Consider the following 26493-nt stretch of genomic DNA (forward strand, 5'->3'; position numbering starts at 1 on the left):
CTTTGCATGAAGCATACCTAAGTTTATATAAGATTTTTTCTAAATTTTGTTTGTAAATGCGACACTGTTAAGTTTTGTCACTTTCGCCCAAAATCGCATTCAGCTCTTCAAACAAGTCTAAATGATCATCATCCAAATCAAACTCCTGATCATGAGAAACAGCCTGTTCTGTAGGGGTGTTTGAAGTGTTTTGTTGTTGCTTTAATTTTCGGATTTTTTGCAGTTGATCAAGGTTAATATTCTGATTTTCAATAGAAAATGGAATAGATTTTGTTAAAACAACTTGTCTGAAAAATAGTCGGACTGCTTGTGCAGGCGTAATGCCCAATTGTTTAAATACTGCAAAAGCATGCTTTTTTTCTTGGGAATCCAGTCGTATTTGATAAACTTCGGTTTTTCTCATGATTTTTTAAATACGTCTAATTACTTAACTTTTCAGCATTTATTTTAATCAAATCTAATGTAATTTCAATATTCATACACCATATTTACCAAAATAATTTGTAATGACAAGCATATTACAATGTCAGATCAAAATGAGATGAAAAAGCCATCTCCTGCTGGGAAAGAGGATCAAAAAAAGCAATATGCTGGGCTAAAAGCTGAAGTGGAGCAGAAAAATCATCTTCCCTTTTGTGTTGTACTGTTGGATAAAAGGGATCGTTTTTAATGGCAATGCCTAAACTACTTAAGTGCAGCCGCAGTTGGTGCTGCTTGCCGGTGGTGGGTTTAAGCTCATATTTAGCCCATGCTGCATCATGCTCGATTAAATCAATCTCTGTTTCACTGTTTATTGTTCCTTCAACCACTTGCATGGTGTAGAACGGCTGGCCTTTTTCCATGCGATAACGTGTATAACAAGGAAATGTTAAATTGGCATGAAAAGGCGCAATGGCATGATAGGTCTTTTTCACCTCACGTCTAGCAAACATCTCCTGATAAACTGCACGTGTAGAGGCTTGTTTGGAGAATAAAACCACACCTGCAGTTTCGCGGTCTAGCCGATGAATCGGAGTTAAAAACTCATTGCCAGTCTGTTTTTTTAATCGCACCAGCAAAGTTTCTTGCACATATTGTCCGGTCGGACTGATGGTTAAATAATGTGGTTTATCGACCACCAGCAAGTGTTCATTTTCAAATAAAACTTCATGTTCAAAAGGAACATGAATTTCATGAGCTAAAAAACGGTAATAAAACACATGACTATTTTCGGTATAAGGCGCATCACAGTTTAGTAGCTGACCGCAGGCATTATAAATTAAACCATCGGCAAAACGTTGCAGCCATTCATTCTGGGCAATATGTGGAAACTGCTGACACAGATATTGAAAGACATTGTTCGGTGCTGGAGAGATTTTGGGCAGAAAAACTTTACTTGCGCTTACGCCATCAATCATGGGGGGAATAAATTCAGTGCTGGTCATGTGATTTGTCTTGGATCAATCTGTCGTTAATCAAAATGAATAATATTTACAAGGAAATGTAGGAAAAGTTACACATTTGCAAGTGCGAGCATGGGCAATAAAGCGGTGCGATGCTATCATAATTGGTCTTTGAAATCATGTCGTGAGTAATATGCAGTATTCATTTAAACTGGCCTTAAACAATGAAGACGATACCCAAAATTTAGCACAGGTTTTGGCACAGCATTTTAGCGCGGGCGTGATTTACTTAATTGGTGATTTGGGTGCAGGCAAGACCACGCTTACCCGCTATTTCTTGCAAAGTTTGGGGCACAAAGGGGCAGTAAAAAGCCCAACTTATACCTTGGTAGAACCGTATAATATTCACGGAAAAGACATTTTCCACTTCGATTTATACCGCTTGAATGACCCTTATGAACTTGAACTGATGGGTATTCGTGACTATTTAGAAACACCGGATGCGCTATTTTTATTTGAATGGCCATCCAAAGGTGGTGATGAAATACCAGAGCCGGATCTGATCATCAATATTGAAAAGTCTGAAGATGAGCTAACACGTAGCGCAACTTTAAGTTTCTCATCTGAAGCATTACAACAAGCCTTAGCGAGTCAATTTAACAATGCATGATGATGTAAGCTTGCGTCGTATTCATACCCTTAATCCTGCACTGGCGAACCAGATTGCTGCGGGTGAGGTGATTGAACGTCCCGCCTCCGTAGTCAAAGAATTACTGGAAAACTCGATTGATGCGGGTGCGACGGAGCTTGTTATTCGGGTTGAGCAAGGTGGCAGCACCTTAATTGAAATTATTGACAATGGCCGTGGCATTCATCCTGAAGACTTGGCTCTGGCGGTAATGCGTCATGCCACTAGTAAAATTCAAACGGCAGATGATTTGCATGCCATTGTCAGTTTGGGCTTTCGTGGTGAAGCCTTGGCCTCTATTGCCGCAGTCTCGCGGCTAACCCTATGCAGCAGTCAAGACGATGAAGGAGTGGGCTATCAGGTTGAAGTCAATGGTACGGCTTTTGATCATCAGGAAATTCAAGCGGTCGCAACGCAAAAAGGCACCCATATTCGGGTACAGGATTTGTTTTTTAATGTGCCGGCACGTCGCAAGTTCTTAAAAAAACAGGGCACTGAATTTGGGCATATTGAAGAAATTGTCCGTCGTCTGGCCTTAACCCATTTTGATATTCGTTTTGTTTTAGAACATAATAACACTATTCGTTTGAATTTGCCGGTTGCAGATAGTGGTGAACTGCGCTTCCAGCGTGTACAGCAATTATTGGGCCGACAATTTACCGAGAATGCTTACTGGATCGATGCCGACAGTATTAATATGCGCCTATCTGGCTGGCTAGGACATCCATCAGATGCAAGAGCCCAGGCAGATTTACAATATGTCTATGTGAATGGACGGATTGTCAAAGATAAAACCATCTCGCATGCCTTGCGTATGGCTTATGACGGCATTCTGCATGGCCATCAACATGCTGCCTATTTGCTGTTTTTAGAGGTGGATCCTGAAAATATTGATGTCAATGTACATCCCACCAAACATGAAATCCGTTTTTTAAACCAGCGTGAAGTTCATGAATTTGTAAGGCATTTTGCTAAAGAAAAGTTGTCTCAATTTCAAACGGCCACAGCTGAGCTGGCTTCAGCAATGAAAAGAGATGAAGCAGACCAGATGGCTTCGCTACAACCTCAGCCGCGTTATCAGGAACAATTTCAACTGCATAAGGCGGTAGATGCCTATACGCCACAACCAGAAGCACAAATTTCCACGGATTTGCTCAGTAATTTTAATTCCAGCAGTCCGCAAACAGTGCATTATGCGTCATCCTCGGCAACAAATAGCTACGCAGGCTCACAGCAGCTGAATAATGCCTTAAAAAGCTATCTTGCACCGTTGCGGGAAGAAGCGGATGTTCAATCTTCCATAAGGAATAGCCTAAGTAATGCAGAAAAACAACAATCTACCTATGTGGATGAACATCCACTCGGTATTGCCATTGCACAGTTGCATGGCATTTATATTCTGGCACAGAACACTGAAGGCCTGATTATTGTCGATATGCATGCAGCGCATGAACGCATTGTATTGCAGCAAATGAAGACTGCATGGGATAAACCTGAATTCTGGACCTCACAACAATTGCTGATTCCTAAAGTGATCAGTATCAGTCGTATGCAGGCTATGCGTGTGGATGATTTAAAAAGTCAGTTGGCGCGCTTGGGTCTGGAAATTGACCAGTATGGTGATGAGCAGGTGATTGTACGCGGTGTGCCTGCTATTTTGCACAAGGCTGATTTTACAGCTTTAGTGCCTGAATTGCTGAATGATCTCGATCCCAATGACGAAGCTCAGGGATTGCTGCAAAAGCGCGATCAAATTTTAGCAGGTATGGCCTGTCATGGTGCTGTACGTGCACACCGTATCTTAAGTCTTTCGGAAATGAACGCTTTGCTGCGCCAAATGGAACAAACTGAATTTGCCAGTCAGTGTAATCATGGACGTCCAACTTGGCGTGCATTTCCACTTTCACAATTAGATAAACTTTTTGCTCGAGGAGAGTAGTTGTACATGTCGAATCAATTGCCGGTCATCAATTTAATGGGACCAACTGCAAGTGGTAAAACCGCTTTGGCATGTGAACTTTATGAGCAAGGTCATTTTGAGCTGATCTCTGTCGATTCTGCGCTGGTCTATCAGGATATGGACATTGGTACCGCCAAACCGACTAAAGAGGAACAGGCGCGCTATCCACATCATCTGATCGACATTATTACGCCCTTGGAAGTGTATTCGGCTGCCCAGTTTGTAGAAGATGCCTGTGTGTTGATTGATGATATCCATGCGCGCGGTAAAACTCCGATTTTAGTCGGAGGTACCATGCTGTATTTCAAGGCTTTATTGGAAGGATTGTCGAGTAATTTGCCCAGTTCAGATTATGCGGTACGTGCTGAAATTGAGGCTAAAGCAGAGCGTGAAGGCTGGGAAGCTATTTACCAGGAATTATGTGAAGTTGATGTTTTAGCGGGTCAGAAATTTAAAGTCACTGATAAACAACGCATCATCCGCGCCCTGGAAGTATTTAAGCTGACCGGACAGCCAATTACAAAACTACAAGCCGAGCAACCCAAAAATATACCCTATCGTTACACTTTTCATAATCATGCTTTATTGCCTGATCGTGTAGAATTACATAAGCGTATCGAACAACGCCTAAAAACTATGTGGGATATCGGATTTTTACATGAAGTGGAAAGGCTGATTGAAAAATACGATTTAAATGATAATTTACCATCCATGCGCTCAGTTGGTTATCGACAAGCTCTAGAATTTATACAAAAAAGTGACAGAAGTAACGAAAAACAACGAGAAATGGAGGATAAGTCTTTATTTGCAACACGACAACTGGCAAAACGTCAATATACCTGGTTAAGATCTTTGCAAGAATCGCATAAATTTAAAACATATTTGACGGTCACGCAGGCTCAAGAGGACTTGCGAAAGTGTTACGGATAAAGCAAAATTTAGTAACTATCTTTTTTATAATTTTTATTGAGAAATAAAGATAGTTTTTTGCGCTGATTTTTAAATTTTTTGGAGTTATAACATGTCTAAAGGTCAAACTTTACAAGATCCGTTCTTAAATTCTCTCCGTAAGGAACGTATTCCTGTTTCTATCTTCCTGGTGAATGGTATTAAATTGCAAGGCCATATTGAATCATTTGACCAATATGTAGTTTTGTTGAAAAATACTGTAAGTCAAATGGTTTATAAACATGCCATTTCTACAGTTGTTCCTGCACGTAACCCACGTCCTGCTGGTGCTCCTGCCGGTGCTCAAGGCGCTGGTGGCTTTGGTGGTGGTCAGCCTCAAGGTGGCTTCGGTGGTCAAGGTGGCTTCGGTGGTCAAGGTGGCTTCGGTGGTCAAGGTGGCTTTGGTAGTCAAGGTGGCTTTGGCGGTCAAACTGGTGGCTTCGGTGGTCAAGGTGGCTTCGGTGGTCAACAAGGCGGCTTCGGTGGTCAAGGTGGTTTTGGTGCTCAAGGTGGCTTCGGTGGTCAAGCAAACCCAGGTTTTGAAGGCGAAACAAAATTTGAAGATTCTCAAGATGACGAAAATAATCGTTAATTGTTAATTCTTAAAAGCCTCTCTTTATGAGAGGCTTTTTTATTTTGAGGTAAATGAGTTAATTAAATACTGTAGACAATTCATCTATGTTTGCTCAATTTGGGCATAAATTCATATATGAAATATCAACAAACCTTAATCAGTTTTCTTATCAGTAATAAAAAACCAGTTGTTAAAACAACTGGTTTTTTTAACTCAAATCGTCGAAGGGTTATTTATTTTTTTTACGGTCCAGATTTGAGTCTTTGATTTCTACAAAAGCATTGCTGCGAATTTCACGTAACCAGCTATCCAGTTCAGCATCGAATTGACGTTCACCTAGAATTTGACGTGCCATACGTTGTTGATATTCACCCGTCATATCTTGCTGGCGTGTATCAGTCACTTGAAGAATATGCCAGCCAAATTGAGTCTGGAAGGGTGCACTGATTTGACCTACAGGGGTATTCTTCATTTGAGCGTCGAATTCAGGCACCATCACACCCGGGCTAACCCAGCCTAAGCTACCGCCATCGCGTGCAGAACCCGGATCAGTGGAAAAAGTAGAGGCCAATACGGCAAAATCTTCACCTGCTTTTAAGCGGTTATAGATACTGTCAATTTGCTGTTTGGCATTTTCCGGACTCACCACTTCAGAAGGCTGAATCAAAATGTGGCGTGCCTGATATTGAGGTACAATCGCTTTCTGATCTGCACCTTTACGATCCACCAGTTTTAATACATGGATACCATCACGAACTGGAATCAGGTCTGTGGTTTGTCCAACTTGTAGCGGGCTTACACGTGCAGCCAGTTCACCAGGGATGTCGGATAGATTACGAAAGCCCATATCGGCACTTTCAACTTTTACGCCATTTGCAGTGAATTTTTTATCAAGGGCCTGAATATTATTACTCTCTTTGAGAGCAGCTTGAACTTGTTTGGCCACTTTCTCTATGTTGTTCTCACCAGAAATGCGGACATGCAATACGTGAACCTGATTGCCTAAAGCAGCTTGACCTTGTGGGGTCTTTAAGAAATTTTCTACATCCTGATCACTAATTTTAATGCGTGACATCACCACTTGTTGACGCAAGCGGTTAATTGCTAAATCTTCTGCGATACGATTACGCAAAGACTCATAAGTCCCTGGTGCAATACCGTCGAGCTTTTGTTGGAATGCTTCTAAACTCTTGCTACCCGATTGGCCCGCGACCTTAAGCACAGCTTCATTCAGTTCTTTTTCGTTCGGTTTGATATTGTAGCGTTTAACTTGCTCGAGTTGCGCTTGACGAATAATGAGCTGATCAAGTGCCTGTTGCTGTAAATACTGTTCAGGTGGAAGCTGTTTTTTTTGCGCTTCAAGCTGATGTTTGAGTTCGGCAATACCTTGTTCTAAATCACTTTTTAAAATGACACTATTGTCTACCAAGGCTACCACCTCATCTGAGGGTTGCGCGAATGTAGTCATTGATGAAGATAAAGCTAAAGCAAGAGCAGTCGCTTTAAAAAAATGTTTTAACTGTATTGTCTTCATTAACGTTGTGTCCAAGATTGATTAATTTTATTAAAACCTAGAATACGGTTTTCTAGTAATGATGAAAGCTTTTTGTTGAAACCACCTAAACCTTTGAGGCTGACTTCAGCCATAATCGCGCGTTTTGCATTTACGCCATCTGCATTTACATCATCTAGGTCATTATAATAAGAGCGTCCATAAACCGAAATGCCCCAGCAACATGACTCATAATTTACACCTAATAAATACTCGCGAGCGACGTTATTGTCCAGATCATATTGGGCATGACCTAAAATCCGCCAGTTATTTGCTACAGGTTGAATGAAAGATGCAACCACTTGGTCATATTGCTTTTGTCGGTTTGGAATATCTTTGCGATAAAAATAGCCTAGGTTATAAAGGTTGCCTTGATTGCCGGTATAATACAGTTGCAAGTCACGCTGAGCATTGTCACCATTTGACATCCAGGCTGAATTTGCGCCAATAGTGAAATTTTGTGATAGTTGGCTAGAAACGCTTAAGACTGGTCCGGTATGACGTTCAGTATCAAACTGGTCAGATTCATTATTTAGACTGACACGACGGTCTTCAAAGTAAAAGCTTTGGCCTACACTGGTTTTTAAGCGTTCCAGACCAATTTCATCAAACAGGCTATAACTTAGACCTAAAGATAAGAAATTGTTGTCTTCAAGTCGGTCATGACCATAGAAACGGCGTGGACTGAATAACTGATCATAATTGATAGAGGCGGTGGTAGAGTCAAAGTTTGGATAAGTATCCTGGTTTTTATACGGAGAATAGGCATAAAAAGCGCGAGGGGTAATCGTTTGTAGATATTTACCTTCTTTTTCAAAGGTTAAGCCTGTATCTAAAGTAAATTGCGGTACAGTGACAGACTTTGTTTCATCCGATGAGCGAATGTTTTGAGCTGCAATCGTGTTTTGATCATAGAAAGTATTGATATTACGCAGTGATATTTCCGGAATGACAAATGACCATGGATTACGGTAGTTGTAACGGACTGCAAAATCATTATAAATACGTGTGCCGCTTGGCTCTGTAGTTGTACTATTAAAATCGGAGATGTCTTTTTTGAAGTAAGCGGTGTCATTATTGAATTCATATTGCAAGCCTAATGGATTGCCATTTTTATAATTCAATAAAAACTGTGGTAGACGAGCATAAGGACGGTCTTCAGATGGAACAGTCTTGTCCAGTGTCTGGAAATCTTCCACCTTGAGCTGGGCCTTTAATCCCGGAATGCCATTTTTATAATTCAGTTCCCAGGCACGGCGTAAGTTTAAGTCGGTCTTGGAGTTGGGATTGTTATTTAAATCAGAAAAATAGTCTTTATCTGATGCATAGTTATATTCGAGATTGGTAGAAAACTGGTCGTTGATTTGCCAGTTATGTAAAAAATGTAAATCTTTACGGTCTTGGTCGTTATATTTACTATCCGAAGCTAGATAACCACCCCAAACCATACCCGAGCCAAAATTTTCCGTTAAATAGCGGAATTCACCTTCAAGCATGGCGCCACGATTGGCAATATATCGTGGAGTGACAGTCGCATCGTAATTCGGTGCCAGGTTTAAATAAACCGGAACTCCAAGCTCTACACCGCCATCATTAGAAAATCCGAAACTTGGGGTCAAAATACCTGTGGTACGGCGGTCATCAATCGGGAAGTTGAAGTAGGGTACTGCTAAAATGGGAACATCTTTTACATAAAGTTTGGTTCCACGTGTTTCACCACGTCCGGTTTCTTTATTTAAAGTAATTTTATTGGCCTGAATTTTCCAGGTTGGCGTTTCATCTGGTGGACATGTGCTATAGGTTGCATTGTTCATCACCACCACGTTTTCTGAGGTGCGGGCAATTTTTTCCGCATGGCCATGCGCATGCTGCTCTTCAGAAATGTAGAAGCTGTTATTCAGGTCGCCTTGCTGGGTTTTTAAGTTGTAATTGATCTGGTCACTCTGTGCCAGTAAACCGCCCTGTGCCATTTGTACACGACCTTGGGCATTGGCATAAGTCTGGGTTTGATCAATGGTGATTTTATCAGCACGAATTTGACGACCTTGCTGATCAATCAGCACATTGCCTTCCAATACCGAATCACCATTTGGATCATAATGACCATAATCGGCTGTTACTGTAGAGGTTGTGTTTTCCGGGTCTGCAGGCTGGGTTTCAGGACTAATCGGGGTAATCCAGGCTCCTTGACAATAAGCAGAGCTTAAATACTGTCCTTGGCGTTGCTGGGCTTCAGGTGAGGATTTGTCTACATAATATTGTTCAAAAAATTGTTGTCCAGGATATGATTCCTGAATACTGTCTTTCATTTTTTGGTTGTCGACAGTCGAAGCTGGAATTGTGGATTCAGCATAGCTTGAAATCGAGCTGCCACATAAAAGGGTAAAGATAGCAGTCGCTAAAGGATTAAATTTAAACTGATGCTTCATTTGTTCATTAACCAAGTATGCTTAATCGCAATTAATTATCCTCGCATCATAGAGAAAAAGTTGATAAGTGGCTACACTTAGCACTTTAAAAACTCAGCCTGTATTAGAATTTATCGCAAATGAATACACAACGTGAACAATTGATACAAACATGGATTACATCTGTACTTGGTTCAGATCAATTTGAAACTCATTTTTTGGCAGGCGATGCAAGCTTCCGTCGTTATGCACGAATCAAATTGAATAATAAAACATTTATGCTTATGGATGCACCACCAGAAAAAGAAGATTGTGGGCCTTTTGTGACGATCGATGAATTTTTTGATAAGAATGGTGTGCGTGTACCACATATTATTGCTAAAGACCTGGAACTAGGCTTCTTATTGCTGGAAGATTTTGGCGATGTTTTGCTCTCTACCTTGCTGAATGAGCAAACTGTAGATGCTTATTATGCGCAAAGCTTTAAACAATTGATTCAATTACAAGTAATTGATGGAACAAATCATTTTCCGAATTATTCCTATGAAAAACTGATTTCTGAAATGGAATTGCTGACTGACTGGATGTTGCCTTCATTGCAAATTCAGCCTACAGCAGAAGAAAGTGCTTTAATTAAACGCAGTTTTGCCATTTTAGCCAATGCTGCTTTGGCACAACCTCAAGTGATTGTACACCGTGATTTTCATAGCCGTAACTTGATGAAAATTGAAGGCGAAACTGATCTGGGCGTAATTGATTTTCAGGATGCCGTGATTGGTGCAGATACTTATGACCTGATTTCAATTACCCGTGATGCTTATGTGCAGTGGAATGCAGACCGTGTTTATATCTGGTTCAAAACCTTCTATGACCTGTTGCCGGAATCAGCAAAGCAGGACCGTGATTTCGAGCAGTTTAAAAAAGATGCCGATATGATGGCGATTCAGCGTCATATCAAAATCTTGGGTATTTTTGTGCGTCTGTTTGAGCGTGATGGCAAGTCAGGTTATCTCAAGGATTTACCGCGCGTGATGTGGTATTTGCTGGAAGAAAGTCAGTCTTATGCAGAACTACAACCCTTTATGCAGTTTATTCAGGCTAAAGTAATGCCGAAGTTTGAAGCCAAATATGGTCGTTATGAGGTTGCTGCATAAATGAAAGCCATGATTCTTGCTGCGGGTCTGGGTAACCGCATGCGTCCACTGACTCTGCATACACCAAAACCATTGCTGGAAGTGGGTGGCAAACCATTAATTGTTTGGCATATTGAAAAACTGCAAAAGATTGGCGTTACGGATATTGTCATCAACACTGCATGGCTGGGCGAAAAACTTGTCCAGACATTGGGAGATGGTTCAGAGTTTGGCGTCAATATCTTGTGGTCTCATGAAGGTGAAGGCTTGGAAACTGCGGGGGGTATTATTAATGCCTTGCCGCTTTTGGGTGAAGATCCTTTTATTCTGGTTAATGGTGATGTATGGACCACCATGGATTTTTCAACTTTACTGGATGTGAAACTGGAAAATGACCTCGCTCATCTGGTTTTTGTCGATAATCCGGCTCAACATCCGCAGGGTGACTTTATCCTGGCCAATGGTCGTGGTTATACTTTTGATCAAGATCAGCAAGGTGAAGCACTGACTTATAGTGGCGTTGCGGTGATTCATCCCCGCATGTTTGCAGGCCTAGAAAACGGCAAGCGACCACTCGCACCTTTGTTAAAGCAAGCTATGCTTGAGCAACAAATTTCTGCATCCAAAATGCAGGGTGTTTGGGTAGATGTTGGCACTCCTGAACGATTAAATGTACTGGATCAACAAATTAAGCAAGGCTTGTACGACTAAGTGCATATTCACTAAGCATAAGCTACTGTGACTTGTTGTATAAATCGGTATACTTCCATTAACTTTTCGAGACGTTATTTGTATATGCATCAGTTTTTTAAAGAACTTAAGCAGGGTAGTCAGGCTTTGGGTTTGGAGCTTAGCGATGAGGCTTTAAATTTATTACTCAAATACCAGGATGCTTTGGTACTGTGGAATAAAGCATATAATTTGACCGCGATTCGTGATCCGAAAGAAATGCTGGTGAAGCATTTACTGGATAGCTTGAGTATTTTGAAAGATTTACCACAAGGTCGCTTGCTTGATATTGGGACTGGTGGCGGTATGCCGGGCATGATCATTGCATTATGCCAACCTGAACGCCAATGTGTATTGCTGGATTCAAATGGTAAAAAAATCCGTTTCCTGAAACAGTTTATTGCTGATTTAAAACTAAAAAATGTGGTTGCGGTACAAACACGTGTTGAAAATGAAGAAAGCATTCAGGAACTGGGTCAGTTCGATGTCATTACCAGTCGGGCATTTGCCTCTTTAACTGATTTTGTAGCTGCATCTCAACCCTTTATGCATGAGCAAAGTATTATTGCATCGATGAAAGGTTTAATTCCTGCAGATGAAGTGGATGCTTTAAAAGATCAATTTAGTTGCGAGATTATTGAACTTAAAGTTCCGCGTTTAGACGAACAACGTCACTTGCTTTTATTGAAACATATTTAATTTTTTCGAAGGATTGGGGTCACCATGGCACAAATTATTGCGATTGCGAACCAAAAAGGTGGCGTAGGTAAAACCACAACCGCAGTAAATTTGGCAGCATCGTTAGCTGTTTTGAAAAAGCGCGTTTTACTTGTGGATATGGATTCACAAGGCAATGCCACGATGGGGTCTGGTATCCAGAAAAATGATCTTTTGTATTCGGTCACTGATGTGTTATTGGGCGAAGTTCCAATTGAAACCGCAATTACCAAAGCAGAAGTGGGTTATAGAGTTTTAGGTGCTAACCGTGACCTGGCTGGTGTAGAACTTGCTATTGCTGAACAGGATGGCCGCGAATATATTTTGCGTGACGCATTACAAGAAATTGAATCTTCTTTTGATTATATTATTGTTGACTGTGCACCCAGCTTGAGTTTGATTACGGTCAATGCTTTGGCAGCTGTGCAGAGTGTGCTGATTCCAATGCAATGTGAATATTATGCCCTGGAAGGTTTGGCTGATTTAACTCAAACCATTGACCGTATTCAGCAGGCTTTGAATCCGGATCTGCAAATTGTGGGTGTGCTGCGCACCATGTATGATGCGCGTAATGCGTTAACCCGTGATGTTTCTGAAGAACTGGAACAATATTTCGGTAAAAAACTGTATGAAACGGTCATTCCGCGTAATGTACGATTGGCTGAAGCACCTGCGCATGGTTTGCCGATTATCTATTTTGAAAAAAGCTCGAAGGGTGCGGTTGCCTATTTAAATCTGGCTGCTGAAATGTTAAAGAAAAGCAAAGTAAAAAAAGGAAGTAACGCATGACCACAAAAAAACGCGGACTAGCTAAAGGTCGTGGTTTGGATGCCTTGCTTGGGTCAATCCAGAAAGAAAAATTACAAATGGAAGCTCAAGCTTTAGATCATGGTCAGCTAAAACAGATAGATGTGCATTTATTAAAACGCGGTGAATATCAACCGCGACGTTTTATTCATGAACAGGATTTGCAGGAGCTTGCTGCTTCTATTGAAAAACACGGGGTGATGCAGCCGATTGTGATTCGTCCGATCGATGATGAAAAATATCCCTATGAAATTATTGCCGGTGAACGCCGTTGGCGTGCTGCACAACTGGCGGGTTTAACCGAAGTTCCTGCGATTGTTCGTGACTTGAACGATCAGGTGGCGATTGCGCTGGCATTGATTGAAAACATTCAGCGTCAAGATTTGAATCCGATTGACCAGGCCATGGCATTACAGCGTTTTCATGAAGAATTTGGTTTAAGTCATCAGGAAATTGCAGACACGGTAGGTAAGGCGCGTACTACAGTCAGTAACTTGTTGCGTTTACTGACACTGGCTGAATCGGTAAAAGACTTTATGCAGCAAGGCTTGCTGGATATGGGGCATGCGCGTGCAATTTTGACCTTAAAAGCGAAAGATCAGCTTAAGGTTGCAGAGCATGTGATTGAGAAAAGTTTATCTGTACGCCAAACCGAACAATTGGTGCGTGAGTTAAATACGCCAAAACAAGAAAAAGCCAAAGCGGAAGTTGCGCCAGATATTCAACAATTGACTCAGCGTTTGGCTGAGCGTTTTAGTGCAGATGTGAAAATTGATCATAATAAACAAGGCAAGGGTAAACTGGTTATTCAATATCACTCGCTTGATGAGCTAGATGGGATATTAAATATCTGTTTTGCAGAATAATATTTTTGTTTTTTATTGGGGAAAAACATGTGGGAATTAGTCAAGGCGGGTGGATGGCTTATGCTGCCACTGGTTTTATGTTCAATTTTTACCGCTGCAATCACGATTGAACGCTTTATTCGGTTAAAAAAAACCATGATTTTGCCTAAGGTATTGTTGTTAAATCCAGCGCAAAATGCCGAAGCGGTCATGCAGCAGTTGCAACAGAATCAAGTGCTACAAAGTACGACTTTGGGGCGCATTTTTATGGCGGGTTACCAAAGTAAAAATCACAATGAACAATTTGCTCGTGCACAAATGGAAGCTACTGCATCGCAAGAAATTGGTTATCTGGAAAAAAATATCAACTTCTTGGGCACACTCAGTGCTGTAGCACCATTATTGGGTTTGTTAGGTACTGTACTGGGGATTATCGAATCCTTTCTGGTGATTGATTTGGGTACCAATAGCAATCCGACTTTAATGATTCCAGGTATTTCCAAAGCCTTGATCACTACTGCAGCAGGGATGTTTATTGCTATTCCGGCATTGTTTGCCTATCGCTATTTTCAGCGTTTGGTTCAAGAATATATTGCAGAACTTGAGCAACAATCGACCTTATTTCATGCAGCACTTTTCTATCAAAATTCTACAGATCAAGAACAAGATATTAGAAAAGCAGGTTAAGGTGAAAAATGAAATTCAAACGCACACAAGTTGAAGATATTCACATTAACCTGACCCCCATGATCGACTGCTTGCTGTTTATCTTGGTGTTCTTACTGTTATCAACCACATTCAACCAGTTTAGCCGCATGAATTTAACCCTGCCAGATGCGCAAGGTGTACCACCTAAACAATATGATCATAAAATTGAAGTGGTAGTTGATGCTTCAGGGCATTATTCTATTAATGGACAATCGATTGCGACCAAGGATATTGCAGATTTAAGTACTGCAATTAAACAGATTTCCAATGATCGTCGTGATTTAATGTTTGTTATTGCTGCTGATGCCAAGGCAACGCATCAGGATGTGATTCGTGTAATGGATGTGGCAGGACAGTTAGGTTTTGTTAACGTCAATATTAGTACCAAAGTTCCGTCTAGAGGTTATGAGTGAAGCAAGATTTTAAAGTCTACCTGCGTCTTTTAGGATATCTGAAACCTTTTTGGGGTATAGCGATACTGGTTTTTGTTGGTTTTGCCATCAGTGCTGCGACTGAAGTATCGATTGCGAAATTACTGGAAAAAATCATTACCGCAATTCAGCATAGAGACCAGAGCTTTACTTCTATATTTCCTTTCCTGGTTATTTTATTGATGTTTTTTCGCGGTTTAGGTTCCTTTATTGGGGGCTATTATACTGCAGTGATCTCCCGGAATTTAGTCTTTAATATTCGTCAGGAAGTTTTTGGCAAATTGCTTAAGCTTCCATCGCAATATTATCTGGATAATACCAGTGGTCATATCACCGCTAAAATCATGTATAACGTGGAGCAATTAACCGCTGCTTCATCTGAATCGCTGAAAACCATTGTTCAACAAGGTCTGATCACCATTGGGTTGTTAGGGTATTTATTGTATAGCAACTGGCGACTTACCCTTATTATCCTTATTTTTGCTCCGTTAATGGGGTTGCTGGTTCGTAAAGCCTCAAAACGTATGCGTGAATTATCTATTCAGGTTCAGGATACCATGGGGGATGTTAACCATGTGGTGCAGGAAACGGTGAATGGCAATTTAATCGTTAAGGGTTTTGGTGGACAAGAATACGAGCAGGCTCGTTTTCGCAACAATTCGCTGGAAAACTTGAAACGTGGTTTAAAAATGGTGGTGGTACAGCAGCTGAATAGTCCTGTAGTGCAATTCATTATGTCGCTGGCTATGGGGATTATCATCTGGATTGCGTTACGACCAGAAATTTTACGTGATACCAGTGCAGGTGAGTTTGTTGCCTACATTACAGCAGCGGGTATGTTAAGCAAGCCGATTAAAGCTTTAACCGATGTGAATGAGAAATTACAACGCGGTATGGCTGCTGCGCATTCAGTTTTTGAATTGCTCGATTTACCAGAAGAACAAAATACCGGCACGGTTACTCCGCTACTTAAAGGTAACATTCAATTCCAGAACGCAAATTTAATTTATGCAGATGGTCATCATGCGATTCATGATTTTAACCTGGATGTTAAGGCGGGTGAAACCATTGCCTTGGTGGGGCGTTCAGGAGCGGGAAAGACTTCTCTGGTCAATTTGCTGGTACGTTTTCAGGAACTGAGTTCAGGCAATATTTATTTAGATCAGTATGCCATTCAAGAGCTGGAAATTAATACTTTACGTAACCAAATTGCCATGGTGAACCAGCAGGTGGTGTTATTTAACCGCACTGTGCGTGAAAATATCGCTTATGGACAACTGGAGAATGCATCGGAAGCGGAAATCATTGCAGCAGCAAAAGCAGCCTATGCGCATGACTTTATTATGGCTTTACCACAAGGTTATGATACACAATTAGGCGCACAAGGTTTAAATCTTTCAGGTGGGCAGCGCCAGCGTATTGCCATTGCCCGTGCTATTCTGAAAAATGCGCCGATCCTGATTCTTGATGAAGCCACCAGTGCACTCGATAATGAATCGGAATACTTTATCCAGAAAGCCTTTGATGCAGCCATGCAAGACCGTACCACCATTGTGATTGCACATCGTTTATCTACCATTGAAAATGCTGACCGTATTGTAGTGATGGATAAAGGTAGAATTGTGGAGCAAGGTAATCATGCAGAATTGATTGCCAAGCAGGGTGCTTATTATCAATTACATCAGCGTAATTTCGAGGAACATTGATTTATGTCAGTAGCACAATTGATTCAAGATGCTTGGAATAAACAGGCCAAGTGGTTGATTGTGCTTAGACCTTTGTCATGGATTTATCGTGGTGGTTTTTTACTGAATAAAAGACTTTACCAGCTAGGCATTAAAACCAGCTATCAATCACCCGTTCCGGTGATGGTGATTGGCAATATTACTGTTGGGGGCAGCGGGAAAACACCATTGCTGATTCAGCTGGTTAATTATCTGCAAGCTCAAGATGTTCGCGTGGGCGTGATTAGTCGTGGTTATGGTGGAAAGGGGCCTTTCCCAGCCTATGTCGATCTGGAATCGCTACCCGAAGTTGTTGGAGATGAACCCTGTCTGATTGTGCAGTCTACCGGTGTGCCGATGGTGGTGGGTTCGAATCGGCAACAGAGTATTGAATATTTACTGTCAAAGTATGATTTAGATTTAATTATCAGTGATGATGGTTTGCAACACTGGGCTTTGGCACGTCAAATTGAATGGATTGTGTTAGATCAAAATCGTGGTCTCGGCAATCAAAAGCTATTGCCTGAGGGATATTTACGCGAACCTCCAAGCCGATTAGCAACAGCGACTGTCATTGAGCATGCAGTTGAGCCGACATCTGCTTTAAATATGCATCTTGAAGTTACAGATCCCTATTTGCTAAATGCAATGGAAGCCAAACCCTTTAATCCGGATGATAATTTTTATGCCGTGGTCGGTATTGGGTTTCCACAGCGTTTTTATAGCACTTTAGAGTCTATGGGTATTCATCAATTCCAGTGTCATGAATTTCCAGATCACTATGATTATGAAATCACTGATCTGCAATTTGAAGATGCAAATCCTATTATTACCACGGAAAAAGATGCGGTTAAACTTTTGCCATTATTAAAGCAAAATCCTGATTTTAATCGCGAAATCTGGGTGGTTCCGGTTGAAGCGGTGCTTTCAGCACAGTGCTATGATGTATTAGGTCAGCAATTACAGCAATTCGGTATTCAAATTTCTTAAGGTTCATCGTTTATGAAACATATTGTTATTCCAGCACGTTTTGCAAGTTCACGTTTGCCGGGTAAACCGTTATTGGAAATTCATGGTCGTGCCATGATTTTACGTGTGGTGGATCAGGCAAAGAAAGTTGCTGGTTTTGATGATCTCTGTGTAGCCACGGATGATGAGCGTATTGCAGAAGTGTGTCGAGCTGAGGGCATAGATGTAGTGCTGACCAGTGCGGATCATCCCTCTGGCACCGACCGTTTAAGTGAAGTTGCACGCATTAAAGGCTGGGCCAACGAAGATATTATTGTCAACGTGCAAGGGGATGAACCTTTGCTTCCTGCTCAGTTGGTGCAGCAGGTGGCGCAGCTTTTAGAGTCACAACCTGAATCTTCCATGTCGACATTATGTGAGCCGATTCATAGTCTGGAAGAGTTCCAGCGCGACAGTATTGTAAAAGTGGTGATGTCCAAATATAACCAGGCTTTATATTTTAGCCGTGCCACTATTCCTTATGATCGTGATGGTGCTAAGCAAGCGGTTCAGCAATTGCATCAACAGGCGTTTCGCCATTTGGGCTTATATGCTTATCGTGTGAATTTGCTGCAGGAATATGTGTCTTGGAATATGGGGGTATTGGAAAAGCTGGAAAGTTTGGAGCAATTGCGTGTGCTGGAAAATGGGCATCGTATTGCGATTGCGGTTGCAGAAGCAAACTTGCCACCGGGTGTAGATACGCAGGCGGATCTGGATCGTCTGAATCAGATGGATGTTGCTTGCTTCGAATAAGGTGAATTCCTCCATGCAAAATAATGTTGTGGCACAAGTTTACCCATGGCAGCAAACGGTTTGGGATACCTTGACAGGGCGCTTTCCCAAACTGGGGCATGGCCTGCTTTTTTATGGCAAAAAAGGCTGTGGGAAGGAAGCTTTTGCACAATATTTTTTGGCTTGGGTATTGTGTGCTAACCGGCATGTAAACAATGTGCCGTGTGGTGAATGTGGCAGCTGTTTATGGTTAAAGTCAGATACCCATCCCAACTATGTCTATATCAGCACAGATGAAGACAATAAAAAGCAAAACGCCAAAATCAAGATTGAAAAAATCCGTGATTTATTGCCCTTTGTGCAGCAAACTGTGGATGGCTGGCGTGTGATCGTAATTGAGCCGGCAGAAGCCTTAAATATCGCATCTGCCAATGCCCTGCTTAAGACTCTGGAAGAGCCGGGTGATCGGGTAGTGATTATTTTATTGGCTGATCACTATTTAAAACTTCCTGCCACGATTCGCAGCCGGTTACAGCATTTTGCACTCGACCGTATTTCTGTGGCTCAAGCGGATAGCTATCTATCCGAGCATTTGCCTGATTTGGACCCAATCCAAAAACAGTTATTGATGAATTTATCCAATCAGATGCCATTGCAGGCGATGCAGCTGGCTGAAATGGAATGGTTGAACAAGCGGCAAGAATTTTTAACGGACTGGCAAAAACTGGTCACACAAAAAAATATGCCGATGGCAATTGCGACCAAGTGGAATAAAGCGCTGAGTTTTAGTGACTTTACACAAATGTTTGAATACTTGTTGTCAGATTTAATTTGTGTCAAGCTAAATCAGCAAGTTAAAAACTCAGATCTGGATTTGAGTGGATTATCAGAACAATATACTTTGGAATTTTTATTTACGGTTTATTCTGATTTACAGCAAGCTAAACAATATATTGAGCAAAATGTCCAAAGCAATTTAGTGCTGGATCAATTGTGTATAAAACTAATGAATATTTAAACATTTAAAAGGGGAATCAAATGCAACCACGTATGGGCGGTATTATTCAAGTCAATATCCCGGATAAAGACACGTTATATGCCAGTTATATGCCCTATGTTGTCGGTGGGGGATTGTTTATTCCTACCAAGCAACCGGTCACGCTGGGTGAAGAAGTATTTGTACTGGCGACATTGCCGGAACAATCACAAAAAATTCCTTTAACCGGTAAAGTTATTTGGATATCCCAAAAGCAAAATGGCATCAAATTACAAGGCTTTGGTATGCAGTTGACTGGGGAAAAGGGTGTTTATTACAAATCAGAGGCTGAAAAGATACTTACAGGTATTAAGTCTGAAGGTCGAACTAGTTACACTATGTAGCTGTTTAATCGATTTAGGATCTCACCGTGTTTGTAGATACTCACTGCCATTTAACCTTGCTGGATTTAACGCCTTATGATGGCAATCTGGATCTGGCATTAGCTCAGGCGCGTGAAGCGGGTGTATCCAAATTCATGAGCATCTCGGTTGACCTGGATGACCATATCGAGCTGGCTAAAATTGCCTCACGCCATGCGGATGTAGGATACAGCGTCGGTGTTCATCCCTGTGAAGATCCTGTGACTATGGCGCGTGCAACCACGGATTATCTGATTGAACTGGCGCAGCCTGAAAAAGTTTGGGCCATTGGTGAAACAGGACTGGATTATTTTCACAGTACCGATTTTATTACAGAACAAAAACAATGTTTTGCTCGCCATATTCATGCCTCTCAGGCGGTGAAAAAACCGGTGGTGGTACATACCCGCGCTGCCAAGCATGATACGGTCGATATCATCCGGGCTGAAAAATCTACCCATGGTATTTTGCATTGTTTTACTGAAGACTGGGAAACTGCAAAGGCTGTGCTGGATTGTGGCTATTATGTGTCATTTTCCGGGATTGTTTCTTTTAAAAATGCGCAGGATTTACGGGATGTGGCCAAGCAGGTTCCACTTGACCGCGTACTGATTGAGACTGATAGCCCTTATTTGGCACCAATGCCTTACAGAGGAAAATCTAATGAACCAAAATACGTTCCTTATGTAGCAAAAGCCTTGAGTGATGTATATGATAAGTCAGTTGAGGAAATTGCTTTCATTACAATGCAGAACTTTGAAAACCTCCTTAATTTAAAGTAAATAATTTAAATTGATATAAGCGCAGAAGAGAATTACAGAGTGAAGATGGATCGTCAGGCTCAGTTTCGAGCAAGAGAAGCGTTAATTTTTCAGGTTGCAGAGCAACTGCTGTTAGAAAATGGCGAATCAGGGATGACGCTAGATGCGTTGGCAGCAGAACTCGATCTGGCGAAGGGAACTCTATATAAACATTTCCAAAGTAAAGATGAGCTGTACATGTTGCTCATTATTCGTAATGAGAACATGCTACTCGAGATGATTAAGGACGCGGAGAAAGCCTTTCCAGAGCATTTAGCTTTCTTTATGCTGCATCATTTGCATCATCCTGAGCGCACGGTGCTGTTCCATCAAATAGAGGAACGCCTTTCTACAACCGGGATCGGCATTAATCTTTTGTTTAGTGAACTGTATCAGGTCAGAAAACAGCGTTTGCGTATTATTATCCGTATGACTGAAAGCTATTTAGAAAGTATTCAAAGTGGCATGTCGACACGTGATTATCTGGCATCCATTTGGGCCTTAACGCATGGCGCAGCAGCTATTCTGAATTCCAGTTTTTACCAGCGTTATCTGGGGTCACGTGACACATTGCGCGTGGCGTATATCGATCAGGCACTGGCCATGCCAAAACAGGTCAGTTCTGCGGAACAGTTTGCTTAAAGGTATGCCATGAAGCCAATCCGATCATCATCAATTCGTGGTTTTACCCTGATCGAGTTGATGGTGGTCATTGTGATTATGGCAATCATGGCTTCTTTAATTCTGACCAATATTAACGGGGTAGACCAGCGTAAAGCCATGCAGGCACGAGAAGTGTTTATTATGGATTTACGCAGAATTAACCGTGAAGCAAATGATCAAGCCCGCATTTTTGCCTTGAATGTACAAAGTGCTACGGATGTCTCACCCTTTCGTTATGGGGTGCTTGAATATCTACCTCTTTCCATTCAAACCACAAGCCCTCAAGTTCTTGAAGAAAACAAAAAATGGCAAGATTATGCGGAATTTACTGCCAGGACTTTGCCGGAGCATGTTTCGTTTACTATCACATCACTCGATCATGCTTATGAAAATGCCAATAATGAGGATTTGCTGAACTCGAATGCACCGCAACTGCTGTGGCTAGGCAATGGAGAGGCCAAACCGGTACGGATTCAATTTTATTTTGAACAGCGTCCGATTGGTGAAGAAATCGAGATTGACCATCTGGGTAAAATCAATGAAAGCTAGATACTCTACGCATAAATCTTTGTCTTGCTTTGCGGCAAAACAGTGTCTTGCTCATCGCAGCTCAGGATTTACGCTATTGGAAGTCATGGTGGCTTTGGCGATTTTCGCCACTGCTGCAATTGCTTTCACCAAGGTGGCTATGCAATATACCCAAGCAACCTCGAATGCCATTTTAAGAACCAAAGCGCAATTTGTGGCCTTGAACGAAGTGGCAATGATGGGAATTAATCAGGAATGGTTGCAGGGAACCCAATCCAAACAGGTCACCCAGCAAGGTGAAACCTGGCAAATTGGCAAATCTGCACAATCGACCATTAGTCCAAATGTGCAACGCATAGAAGTACAGGTCAGTTTGTTTAATGCTGAAACGGGTAAGGTTGAATCAGGAGTGACGCATTTGGTTTTCTTTAACCCGAAGGCCAAAGCATGAAAAAGCAGACTGAGAAAAATAAAAAAGGTTTCACTTTGGTTGAACTTTTGGTGGCAATTGCCATTTTTAGTGTGCTTTCGGCATTGGGCTGGAAAGTTTTTGATTATTTAATTAAAGTCAAAGACCGTAATGCTGAACATGAGATCAATTTAGGTCAGCTTCAGGAAGCCTACCAGCAAATTCTGCGTGATACCGTACAGGCTGTTCCTTTGAATGCCAATATGAACAATGATCTTCAGCCTGCATTGGTGTTGCAAAATGGACGTTTTAATTTTAGTAAGACAGGAGTAACGGATCCTTTGAATCAGGGGATATCTCCAGATGAGCGGGTTGAATATCAATATCGTGCCGATGAAAAAAAACTCTATCGCTTAAAATACCGTAACTTGAACAGTACCGGACGGGATCAGCCTGAATCCAGTGTGCTGCTCAATAATGTCGACCAGTTTGAGATTGTGGTATTAAATCCGAGTGAACTCAATGCGTGGCCAGAGGGTCAGGTAGATTTAAATGATGTCACGCAAAAACAGATCTTACCTAAAGGCATTAAAATCAAACTGACGGTAAAAGATGTGGCCTATGAGTGGGTTTTTAGTTTATTAAACACCGATTATTTAAAACAGCAAAATAGCAATCCGAATAATAATGCAAATAGCAATACAAATAACTCTACATCATAAGGTTTGACTCAATTGAACATGAAGCCGCAACAGGGCGTTGCCTTAATCACGATTTTGGTCATGGTGGCATTGGCGACCATCCTTGCTGCGACTATTGCCAAAAGACAGGCCAATACTGCGGAAAACACGGCATATTTGATGCGTCAAAACCAGTCGCTACTATATGCCAAAAGTGCAGAAGCATTTTTTTCAGAACTGTTGATTGATGATGCAGAGAATGCTGGCGATATTGATCATTTACAAGAAAACTGGGCCAAACCGATGCCGGCTTTCCCGGTAGAGGATGGTTTTGTAGCAGGTACTTTAGAGGATCAGTCGGGAAAATTTAATTTAAACAGCTTGCTGAATGCAGATGGTACGCCAAATCCTCAGGCAAAAGCCTGGTTTGAAAAACTGTTGCTGCGTGTTGGATTGCCGGAAAAGTTGAGTGAGGCTGTCATAGACTGGCAAGATGCCGATAATGAAACCATTGGCTCAATGGGTGCTGAAGCAAGCTATTATCAGGGATTGACACAAGGTTATTTACCGGCAAACAGCAAATTCCATAGTGTAGAAGAACTGAAACTGGTACGTGGCTTTGAAGGAAAAAAATATCTGCAAATTGCCGATTATGTCAGTGCAGTTCCAGACCTGGATACAAAGGTGAATATCAATACAGCACCAGCGATGCTACTGGCAAGTCTTGATCCCAAGCTGGATATCAAAGCAGTGCAACAGGTTTTACAACAGCGCCAGGCCAATTTGGAACATTTTTCCAGTGTGAATGATCTTTGGTCAATTGAGCCTTTTAACCAGGTCAGTGCCGATGTAAGAAGTGAAGTCAGCAATCTGTTAGGGGTGAAATCTGCGTATTTTAGCGCCAAAATTGAAGTGCTGCTCAGTGGGCGTAAACGCCAGTTCAGTAGTGCTTTGGTGCGCAAGGATAAGCACGTTTATGTGGCATCTCGCAGTATGGCGCCGTTTTAATCAAATAAAACAAGACATTTTATAAAAATTATATCTTCACTTCTATTGAGCTGCATCCATTTCACCAATGGTGTTGAACAGTAAAATTCATGCACCGCCTCTTAGTTTTACTTTATAACTTTTACTTTTGCTTTATAATTGAGATTAATTCACAAATTTTTGATTGCATCACGGCACATGTTAATTCGTAAGTTATTTAAGTTTGAAAATGCTCATATTGTGCGAAATTGCACATCGGATCGTTGTAAGCGTTCGATTCATGGGCATAGCTATAAAGTTGAATTGTTACTGAAAGCATCAAAGCTTGATCATGGGCAAATGGTGTATGACTTCGGATTATTAAAAGGTGTAATTAAAGATATTTTTGACAGTTTTGATCATGCGATCTGCTTCTGGCAGCATGATGATGCCGAATATATTGCCGCTTGCAAGAAATTTAGTGCACGCTGGGTATCTTTACCTGTTTCTCCATCCGCAGAACAATTTTCACGTATTTTCTTCTACTTGGCACAACAGGTACTTGTGTCTACTGAAACCCAAAACGGGGAAGGTGATGTAGAAGTCTATTCAGTGATTGTGCATGAAACCGATACAGGCTATGCACAAAGCTTTATTGAAGATATTGAAAATGAGCAAATGGGTGTGCTAAGTCTGAAACATATTGTATTTTCTGAACAGGTTCAAGCGGAATGGGCTGATCCGATGATGTATGAAAAATTACAACAAGGTATTAAATTCCAAAACCCAACGGTCGATCTTCAAGTACAAATTTGAAGATGGCGAAAAAGTTGGGTCTGGTAAATAAAAACTTAGGAAGTAGATATGTCTTTAACGGAACAACAGCAAACTAAACTAGACAAAATCCAGTTAGATGCGAGTTGGAAAAGTGCCTTGAGCGATTTTTTGCTCAGCACTAAAATGGATGATTTAAAACAGTTTCTAGTGACTGAAATACAGGCGGATAAAGTCATCTATCCACCAAATCCACTCATTTTTAACGCCTTAAATACAACTCCCTTGAACCATGTTAAAGTCGTTATTCTGGGGCAGGATCCTTATCATGGTCCCAATCAGGCACATGGCTTAAGTTTTTCAGTGCAAAAAGGGGTTGCGTTACCTCCATCTTTGCGTAATATTTTTCATGAATTAAATACTGATCTTGGTATTCCTGCTCCCAAGCATGGTGATTTAACCCGTTGGGCTGAACAAGGTGTGTTATTGCTCAATGCGGTTTTGACTGTTGAGGCAGGACAGCCGACATCCCATCAGAAGCGTGGTTGGGAAGATTTCACCGATCACATTATTGACGTTTTAAACGAGCAATGTGAGCATATCGTGTTTATCCTTTGGGGCGCTTATGCGCAACGTAAAGGGCAACGCATCGATCAAAATAAACATCTGGTATTGAAAGCTGCACATCCTTCTCCTTTGTCAGCAAACCGCGGTGGTTTTTTTGGTTGTAAAGTATTTTCTAAAGCAAATAATTATCTGAAACAAAATGGCATTGAGCCGATCAATTGGCAGCTGGACGCATGACACAATCTCCTGAACTAAAAAATTATCATCCCGATCTTATTGTAGAAGAAGCAAAGAATGGCTGGCGCATTGTTCGCCTGAACCGTCCGAAATCTCTGCATGCCTTGGATGAATCCATCGTTACCGCACTTTTGCAAGTATTCCAAGATTTTCATTATGATGATGCGGTAAAGGCAATTTGGCTGGATTCCACTACACCAAAAGCATTCTGTGCCGGTGGTGATGTACGTAAACTTCGTCAGTTGGTGATCAATGATGAAGTTGAAACGGCAAATAAATTCTTTGAGCAGGAATATGCACTGGATTTATTGCTGCATAACTATGCTAAACCTGTGCTGGTTTGGGGTGAAGGTTATGTCATGGGTGGTGGTTTAGGTTTATTTATGGCGGCGCCTTTCCGCCTGGTCACGCCTTATTCACGTTTGGCGATGCCTGAAATTAATATCGGTTTGTATCCCGATGTAGGCGCAACGCGCTTTCTGGCCGATCGTGGTGCCATTGGTTTGTTTACCGGCCTGACTGGATCAATCATGACTTCAGCGGGTGCTTACGGTATTGGTTGGGCAACCCATATTTGTGATGCGCAGCGTGATAACGTACTGGAAAAAATGCTTAATATTGATTGGGGGCATTATCCGGCGGGAGATTTCCGTGCCATTGATGATACTTTAAATAGCTTGCATCGTCCGGTAGGACCGGGTCCCTTACAAAATTCACTGGATGTGATTCACAGTGTTTGCCGTGGGGTGAACTTTGAACATGACTATGAATCTATTATAGGACTCAGTGATGCGCGCAGTGACTGGCTGCGTCAAGCCAGTGAAAATCTGCAAAAAGGTTCGCCTGCGACTGCTGCCATTACCTGGTTGTTATGGCAATGGGGTAAGCGAGTTCATTCCTGGAATGAAGTTTTTGAACTGGAAACACAAATTTCCAACTGGAAGATTCGTCATCCGGATTTTGTGGAAGGTGTGCGAGCACGTTTGGTGGATAAAGATTTATCGCCAGAATGGAAAAAGGGCAGTGATTTCTCTTTAAAAGCCATTTTATCTGATTACCCACCAATAACCACTATTCAAAGCTGGAATGATTTATTGAAGCATTATGGAGTCATCAGCTAAG

Annotated in this window: 29 protein-coding genes; 25 read left to right on the forward strand and 4 right to left on the reverse strand. The window is 41.6% G+C overall.

Going from position 1 to position 26493, the window contains the following annotated elements:
- Positions 1-67: 67 nt before the first annotated feature.
- Entirely contained in the window at positions 68-403 is a 336-nt protein-coding gene (locus LZZ98_RS06690) for a type II toxin-antitoxin system RelB/DinJ family antitoxin (RefSeq protein WP_237787170.1), read from the reverse strand.
- 115 nt (positions 404-518) lie between these two features.
- Complete coding sequence (locus tag LZZ98_RS06695; protein WP_237787171.1) at positions 519-1424, reverse strand: pseudouridine synthase; 906 nt, start codon at positions 1422-1424, stop codon at positions 519-521.
- Between the two features lie 151 nt (positions 1425-1575).
- Between LZZ98_RS06695 and tsaE the strand changes: the two genes are divergently transcribed.
- The 4 genes from tsaE (at position 1576) to hfq (ending at position 5570) form a co-directional block, all read left to right on the forward strand.
- Positions 1576-2052 (forward strand): tRNA (adenosine(37)-N6)-threonylcarbamoyltransferase complex ATPase subunit type 1 TsaE, encoded by a 477-nt coding sequence (gene tsaE, locus LZZ98_RS06700; protein ID WP_237787290.1) that lies wholly within the window; start codon positions 1576-1578, stop codon positions 2050-2052.
- The gene (gene mutL, locus LZZ98_RS06705; protein ID WP_237787172.1) at positions 2045-4009 is read left to right on the forward strand and encodes a DNA mismatch repair endonuclease MutL; all 1965 of its coding nucleotides are present in this window, start codon (positions 2045-2047) and stop codon (positions 4007-4009) included. Before tsaE ends, mutL begins: the two co-directional genes overlap by 8 nt.
- A 6-nt stretch (positions 4010-4015) precedes the next feature.
- Positions 4016-4960 carry a tRNA (adenosine(37)-N6)-dimethylallyltransferase MiaA gene (gene miaA, locus LZZ98_RS06710; RefSeq protein ID WP_237787173.1) on the forward strand — a complete coding sequence of 315 codons (945 nt, stop codon included), beginning with the start codon at positions 4016-4018 and terminating at the stop codon, positions 4958-4960.
- 91 nt (positions 4961-5051) lie between these two features.
- A complete protein-coding gene (hfq, locus tag LZZ98_RS06715; protein WP_237787174.1) occupies positions 5052-5570 on the forward strand; it encodes an RNA chaperone Hfq in 519 nt (172 codons plus the stop codon).
- 211 nt (positions 5571-5781) lie between these two features.
- Here the strand turns inward: hfq and LZZ98_RS06720 are convergent, their stop codons facing one another.
- Both LZZ98_RS06720 and LZZ98_RS06725 read right to left on the reverse strand, forming a co-directional pair.
- Positions 5782-7086, reverse strand: a complete 1305-nt coding sequence (locus tag LZZ98_RS06720) for a peptidylprolyl isomerase (protein WP_237787175.1) — start codon at positions 7084-7086, stop codon at positions 5782-5784.
- Entirely contained in the window at positions 7086-9533 is a 2448-nt protein-coding gene (locus LZZ98_RS06725; RefSeq protein WP_237787176.1) for an LPS-assembly protein LptD, read from the reverse strand. Before LZZ98_RS06725 ends, LZZ98_RS06720 begins: the two co-directional genes overlap by 1 nt.
- Before the next feature lie 119 nt (positions 9534-9652).
- On the opposite strand from LZZ98_RS06725, the gene LZZ98_RS06730 reads away from it, so the two are divergent.
- From LZZ98_RS06730 to LZZ98_RS06830, 21 genes are all read left to right on the forward strand, one after another.
- Positions 9653-10666 carry an aminoglycoside phosphotransferase family protein gene (locus tag LZZ98_RS06730; protein WP_237787177.1) on the forward strand — a complete coding sequence of 338 codons (1014 nt, stop codon included), beginning with the start codon at positions 9653-9655 and terminating at the stop codon, positions 10664-10666.
- Positions 10667-11356 (forward strand): N-acetylmuramate alpha-1-phosphate uridylyltransferase MurU, encoded by a 690-nt coding sequence (gene murU, locus LZZ98_RS06735; RefSeq protein ID WP_237787178.1) that lies wholly within the window; start codon positions 10667-10669, stop codon positions 11354-11356.
- Between the two features lie 84 nt (positions 11357-11440).
- Complete coding sequence (gene rsmG / locus LZZ98_RS06740) at positions 11441-12073, forward strand: 16S rRNA (guanine(527)-N(7))-methyltransferase RsmG (protein ID WP_237787179.1); 633 nt, start codon at positions 11441-11443, stop codon at positions 12071-12073.
- A 24-nt stretch (positions 12074-12097) separates the two neighbouring features.
- The gene (locus tag LZZ98_RS06745; RefSeq protein WP_086174970.1) at positions 12098-12880 is read left to right on the forward strand and encodes a ParA family protein; all 783 of its coding nucleotides are present in this window, start codon (positions 12098-12100) and stop codon (positions 12878-12880) included.
- Positions 12877-13764, forward strand: a complete 888-nt coding sequence (locus tag LZZ98_RS06750; RefSeq protein WP_237787180.1) for a ParB/RepB/Spo0J family partition protein — start codon at positions 12877-12879, stop codon at positions 13762-13764. The genes LZZ98_RS06745 and LZZ98_RS06750 overlap by 4 nt, the downstream gene beginning before the upstream one ends.
- A 27-nt stretch (positions 13765-13791) precedes the next feature.
- On the forward strand, positions 13792-14430 hold the full coding sequence (locus LZZ98_RS06755; protein WP_237787181.1) for a MotA/TolQ/ExbB proton channel family protein: 639 nt from the start codon (positions 13792-13794) through the stop codon (positions 14428-14430).
- An 8-nt stretch (positions 14431-14438) separates the two neighbouring features.
- Positions 14439-14864: an ExbD/TolR family protein gene (locus LZZ98_RS06760; RefSeq protein ID WP_086174973.1), complete on the forward strand. Its 426-nt coding sequence runs from the start codon at positions 14439-14441 to the stop codon at positions 14862-14864.
- Positions 14861-16588 carry a lipid A export permease/ATP-binding protein MsbA gene (gene msbA, locus LZZ98_RS06765; protein WP_237787182.1) on the forward strand — a complete coding sequence of 576 codons (1728 nt, stop codon included), beginning with the start codon at positions 14861-14863 and terminating at the stop codon, positions 16586-16588. The genes LZZ98_RS06760 and msbA overlap by 4 nt, the downstream gene beginning before the upstream one ends.
- 3 nt (positions 16589-16591) lie before the next feature.
- Positions 16592-17596: a tetraacyldisaccharide 4'-kinase gene (lpxK, locus tag LZZ98_RS06770; protein ID WP_237787183.1), complete on the forward strand. Its 1005-nt coding sequence runs from the start codon at positions 16592-16594 to the stop codon at positions 17594-17596.
- 12 nt (positions 17597-17608) lie between these two features.
- On the forward strand, positions 17609-18370 hold the full coding sequence (kdsB, locus tag LZZ98_RS06775) for a 3-deoxy-manno-octulosonate cytidylyltransferase (RefSeq protein ID WP_237787184.1): 762 nt from the start codon (positions 17609-17611) through the stop codon (positions 18368-18370).
- Between the two features lie 13 nt (positions 18371-18383).
- On the forward strand, positions 18384-19367 hold the full coding sequence (locus LZZ98_RS06780) for a DNA polymerase III subunit delta' (RefSeq protein ID WP_237787185.1): 984 nt from the start codon (positions 18384-18386) through the stop codon (positions 19365-19367).
- A 20-nt stretch (positions 19368-19387) separates the two neighbouring features.
- Complete coding sequence (locus LZZ98_RS06785) at positions 19388-19729, forward strand: PilZ domain-containing protein (protein WP_086174977.1); 342 nt, start codon at positions 19388-19390, stop codon at positions 19727-19729.
- A 26-nt stretch (positions 19730-19755) separates the two neighbouring features.
- On the forward strand, positions 19756-20529 hold the full coding sequence (locus LZZ98_RS06790; protein ID WP_237787186.1) for a TatD family hydrolase: 774 nt from the start codon (positions 19756-19758) through the stop codon (positions 20527-20529).
- Between the two features lie 45 nt (positions 20530-20574).
- Positions 20575-21189, forward strand: coding sequence for a TetR/AcrR family transcriptional regulator (locus tag LZZ98_RS06795; RefSeq protein WP_086174979.1), 615 nt, complete (start codon positions 20575-20577; stop codon positions 21187-21189).
- Between the two features lie 9 nt (positions 21190-21198).
- Positions 21199-21759: a pilus assembly FimT family protein gene (locus tag LZZ98_RS06800; RefSeq protein ID WP_237787187.1), complete on the forward strand. Its 561-nt coding sequence runs from the start codon at positions 21199-21201 to the stop codon at positions 21757-21759.
- Positions 21749-22189: a type II secretion system minor pseudopilin GspI gene (gene gspI, locus LZZ98_RS06805; RefSeq protein WP_269091593.1), complete on the forward strand. Its 441-nt coding sequence runs from the start codon at positions 21749-21751 to the stop codon at positions 22187-22189. Before LZZ98_RS06800 ends, gspI begins: the two co-directional genes overlap by 11 nt.
- The gene (gene gspJ, locus LZZ98_RS06810; RefSeq protein WP_237787188.1) at positions 22186-22869 is read left to right on the forward strand and encodes a type II secretion system minor pseudopilin GspJ; all 684 of its coding nucleotides are present in this window, start codon (positions 22186-22188) and stop codon (positions 22867-22869) included. The genes gspI and gspJ overlap by 4 nt, the downstream gene beginning before the upstream one ends.
- Positions 22870-22887: 18 nt before the next feature.
- The gene (gene gspK, locus LZZ98_RS06815) at positions 22888-23835 is read left to right on the forward strand and encodes a type II secretion system minor pseudopilin GspK (protein ID WP_237787189.1); all 948 of its coding nucleotides are present in this window, start codon (positions 22888-22890) and stop codon (positions 23833-23835) included.
- 177 nt (positions 23836-24012) lie between these two features.
- Positions 24013-24609, forward strand: a complete 597-nt coding sequence (locus LZZ98_RS06820; RefSeq protein WP_237787190.1) for a 6-pyruvoyl trahydropterin synthase family protein — start codon at positions 24013-24015, stop codon at positions 24607-24609.
- Between the two features lie 48 nt (positions 24610-24657).
- A complete protein-coding gene (ung, locus tag LZZ98_RS06825; RefSeq protein WP_237787191.1) occupies positions 24658-25371 on the forward strand; it encodes a uracil-DNA glycosylase in 714 nt (237 codons plus the stop codon).
- Positions 25368-26492, forward strand: a complete 1125-nt coding sequence (locus LZZ98_RS06830; RefSeq protein ID WP_237787192.1) for an enoyl-CoA hydratase/isomerase family protein — start codon at positions 25368-25370, stop codon at positions 26490-26492. Before ung ends, LZZ98_RS06830 begins: the two co-directional genes overlap by 4 nt.
- Position 26493 lies beyond the last annotated feature (1 nt).

The sequence above is a fragment of the Acinetobacter sp. SM34 genome (genome assembly GCF_022012365.1).
Classification (GTDB): Bacteria; Pseudomonadota; Gammaproteobacteria; order Pseudomonadales; family Moraxellaceae; genus Acinetobacter.

Excerpts from the sequence above, each read along its gene's own strand:
- LZZ98_RS06690 (WP_237787170.1), bottom strand. The coding sequence starts at position 403 with ATGAGAAAAACCGAAGTTTATCAAATACGACTGGATTCCCAAGAAAAA.
- LZZ98_RS06695 (WP_237787171.1), bottom strand. The coding sequence starts at position 1,424 with ATGACCAGCACTGAATTTATTCCCCCCATGATTGATGGCGTAAGCGCA.
- tsaE (WP_237787290.1), top strand. The coding sequence starts at position 1,576 with ATGCAGTATTCATTTAAACTGGCCTTAAACAATGAAGACGATACCCAA.
- mutL (WP_237787172.1), top strand. The coding sequence starts at position 2,045 with ATGCATGATGATGTAAGCTTGCGTCGTATTCATACCCTTAATCCTGCA.
- miaA (WP_237787173.1), top strand. The coding sequence starts at position 4,016 with ATGTCGAATCAATTGCCGGTCATCAATTTAATGGGACCAACTGCAAGT.
- hfq (WP_237787174.1), top strand. The coding sequence starts at position 5,052 with ATGTCTAAAGGTCAAACTTTACAAGATCCGTTCTTAAATTCTCTCCGT.
- LZZ98_RS06720 (WP_237787175.1), bottom strand. The coding sequence starts at position 7,086 with ATGAAGACAATACAGTTAAAACATTTTTTTAAAGCGACTGCTCTTGCT.
- LZZ98_RS06725 (WP_237787176.1), bottom strand. The coding sequence starts at position 9,533 with ATGAAGCATCAGTTTAAATTTAATCCTTTAGCGACTGCTATCTTTACC.
- LZZ98_RS06730 (WP_237787177.1), top strand. The coding sequence starts at position 9,653 with ATGAATACACAACGTGAACAATTGATACAAACATGGATTACATCTGTA.
- murU (WP_237787178.1), top strand. The coding sequence starts at position 10,667 with ATGAAAGCCATGATTCTTGCTGCGGGTCTGGGTAACCGCATGCGTCCA.
- rsmG (WP_237787179.1), top strand. The coding sequence starts at position 11,441 with ATGCATCAGTTTTTTAAAGAACTTAAGCAGGGTAGTCAGGCTTTGGGT.
- LZZ98_RS06745 (WP_086174970.1), top strand. The coding sequence starts at position 12,098 with ATGGCACAAATTATTGCGATTGCGAACCAAAAAGGTGGCGTAGGTAAA.
- LZZ98_RS06750 (WP_237787180.1), top strand. The coding sequence starts at position 12,877 with ATGACCACAAAAAAACGCGGACTAGCTAAAGGTCGTGGTTTGGATGCC.
- LZZ98_RS06755 (WP_237787181.1), top strand. The coding sequence starts at position 13,792 with ATGTGGGAATTAGTCAAGGCGGGTGGATGGCTTATGCTGCCACTGGTT.
- LZZ98_RS06760 (WP_086174973.1), top strand. The coding sequence starts at position 14,439 with ATGAAATTCAAACGCACACAAGTTGAAGATATTCACATTAACCTGACC.
- lpxK (WP_237787183.1), top strand. The coding sequence starts at position 16,592 with ATGTCAGTAGCACAATTGATTCAAGATGCTTGGAATAAACAGGCCAAG.
- kdsB (WP_237787184.1), top strand. The coding sequence starts at position 17,609 with ATGAAACATATTGTTATTCCAGCACGTTTTGCAAGTTCACGTTTGCCG.
- LZZ98_RS06780 (WP_237787185.1), top strand. The coding sequence starts at position 18,384 with ATGCAAAATAATGTTGTGGCACAAGTTTACCCATGGCAGCAAACGGTT.
- LZZ98_RS06785 (WP_086174977.1), top strand. The coding sequence starts at position 19,388 with ATGCAACCACGTATGGGCGGTATTATTCAAGTCAATATCCCGGATAAA.
- LZZ98_RS06795 (WP_086174979.1), top strand. The coding sequence starts at position 20,575 with ATGGATCGTCAGGCTCAGTTTCGAGCAAGAGAAGCGTTAATTTTTCAG.
- LZZ98_RS06800 (WP_237787187.1), top strand. The coding sequence starts at position 21,199 with ATGAAGCCAATCCGATCATCATCAATTCGTGGTTTTACCCTGATCGAG.
- gspI (WP_269091593.1), top strand. The coding sequence starts at position 21,749 with ATGAAAGCTAGATACTCTACGCATAAATCTTTGTCTTGCTTTGCGGCA.
- gspJ (WP_237787188.1), top strand. The coding sequence starts at position 22,186 with ATGAAAAAGCAGACTGAGAAAAATAAAAAAGGTTTCACTTTGGTTGAA.
- gspK (WP_237787189.1), top strand. The coding sequence starts at position 22,888 with ATGAAGCCGCAACAGGGCGTTGCCTTAATCACGATTTTGGTCATGGTG.
- LZZ98_RS06820 (WP_237787190.1), top strand. The coding sequence starts at position 24,013 with ATGTTAATTCGTAAGTTATTTAAGTTTGAAAATGCTCATATTGTGCGA.
- ung (WP_237787191.1), top strand. The coding sequence starts at position 24,658 with ATGTCTTTAACGGAACAACAGCAAACTAAACTAGACAAAATCCAGTTA.
- LZZ98_RS06830 (WP_237787192.1), top strand. The coding sequence starts at position 25,368 with ATGACACAATCTCCTGAACTAAAAAATTATCATCCCGATCTTATTGTA.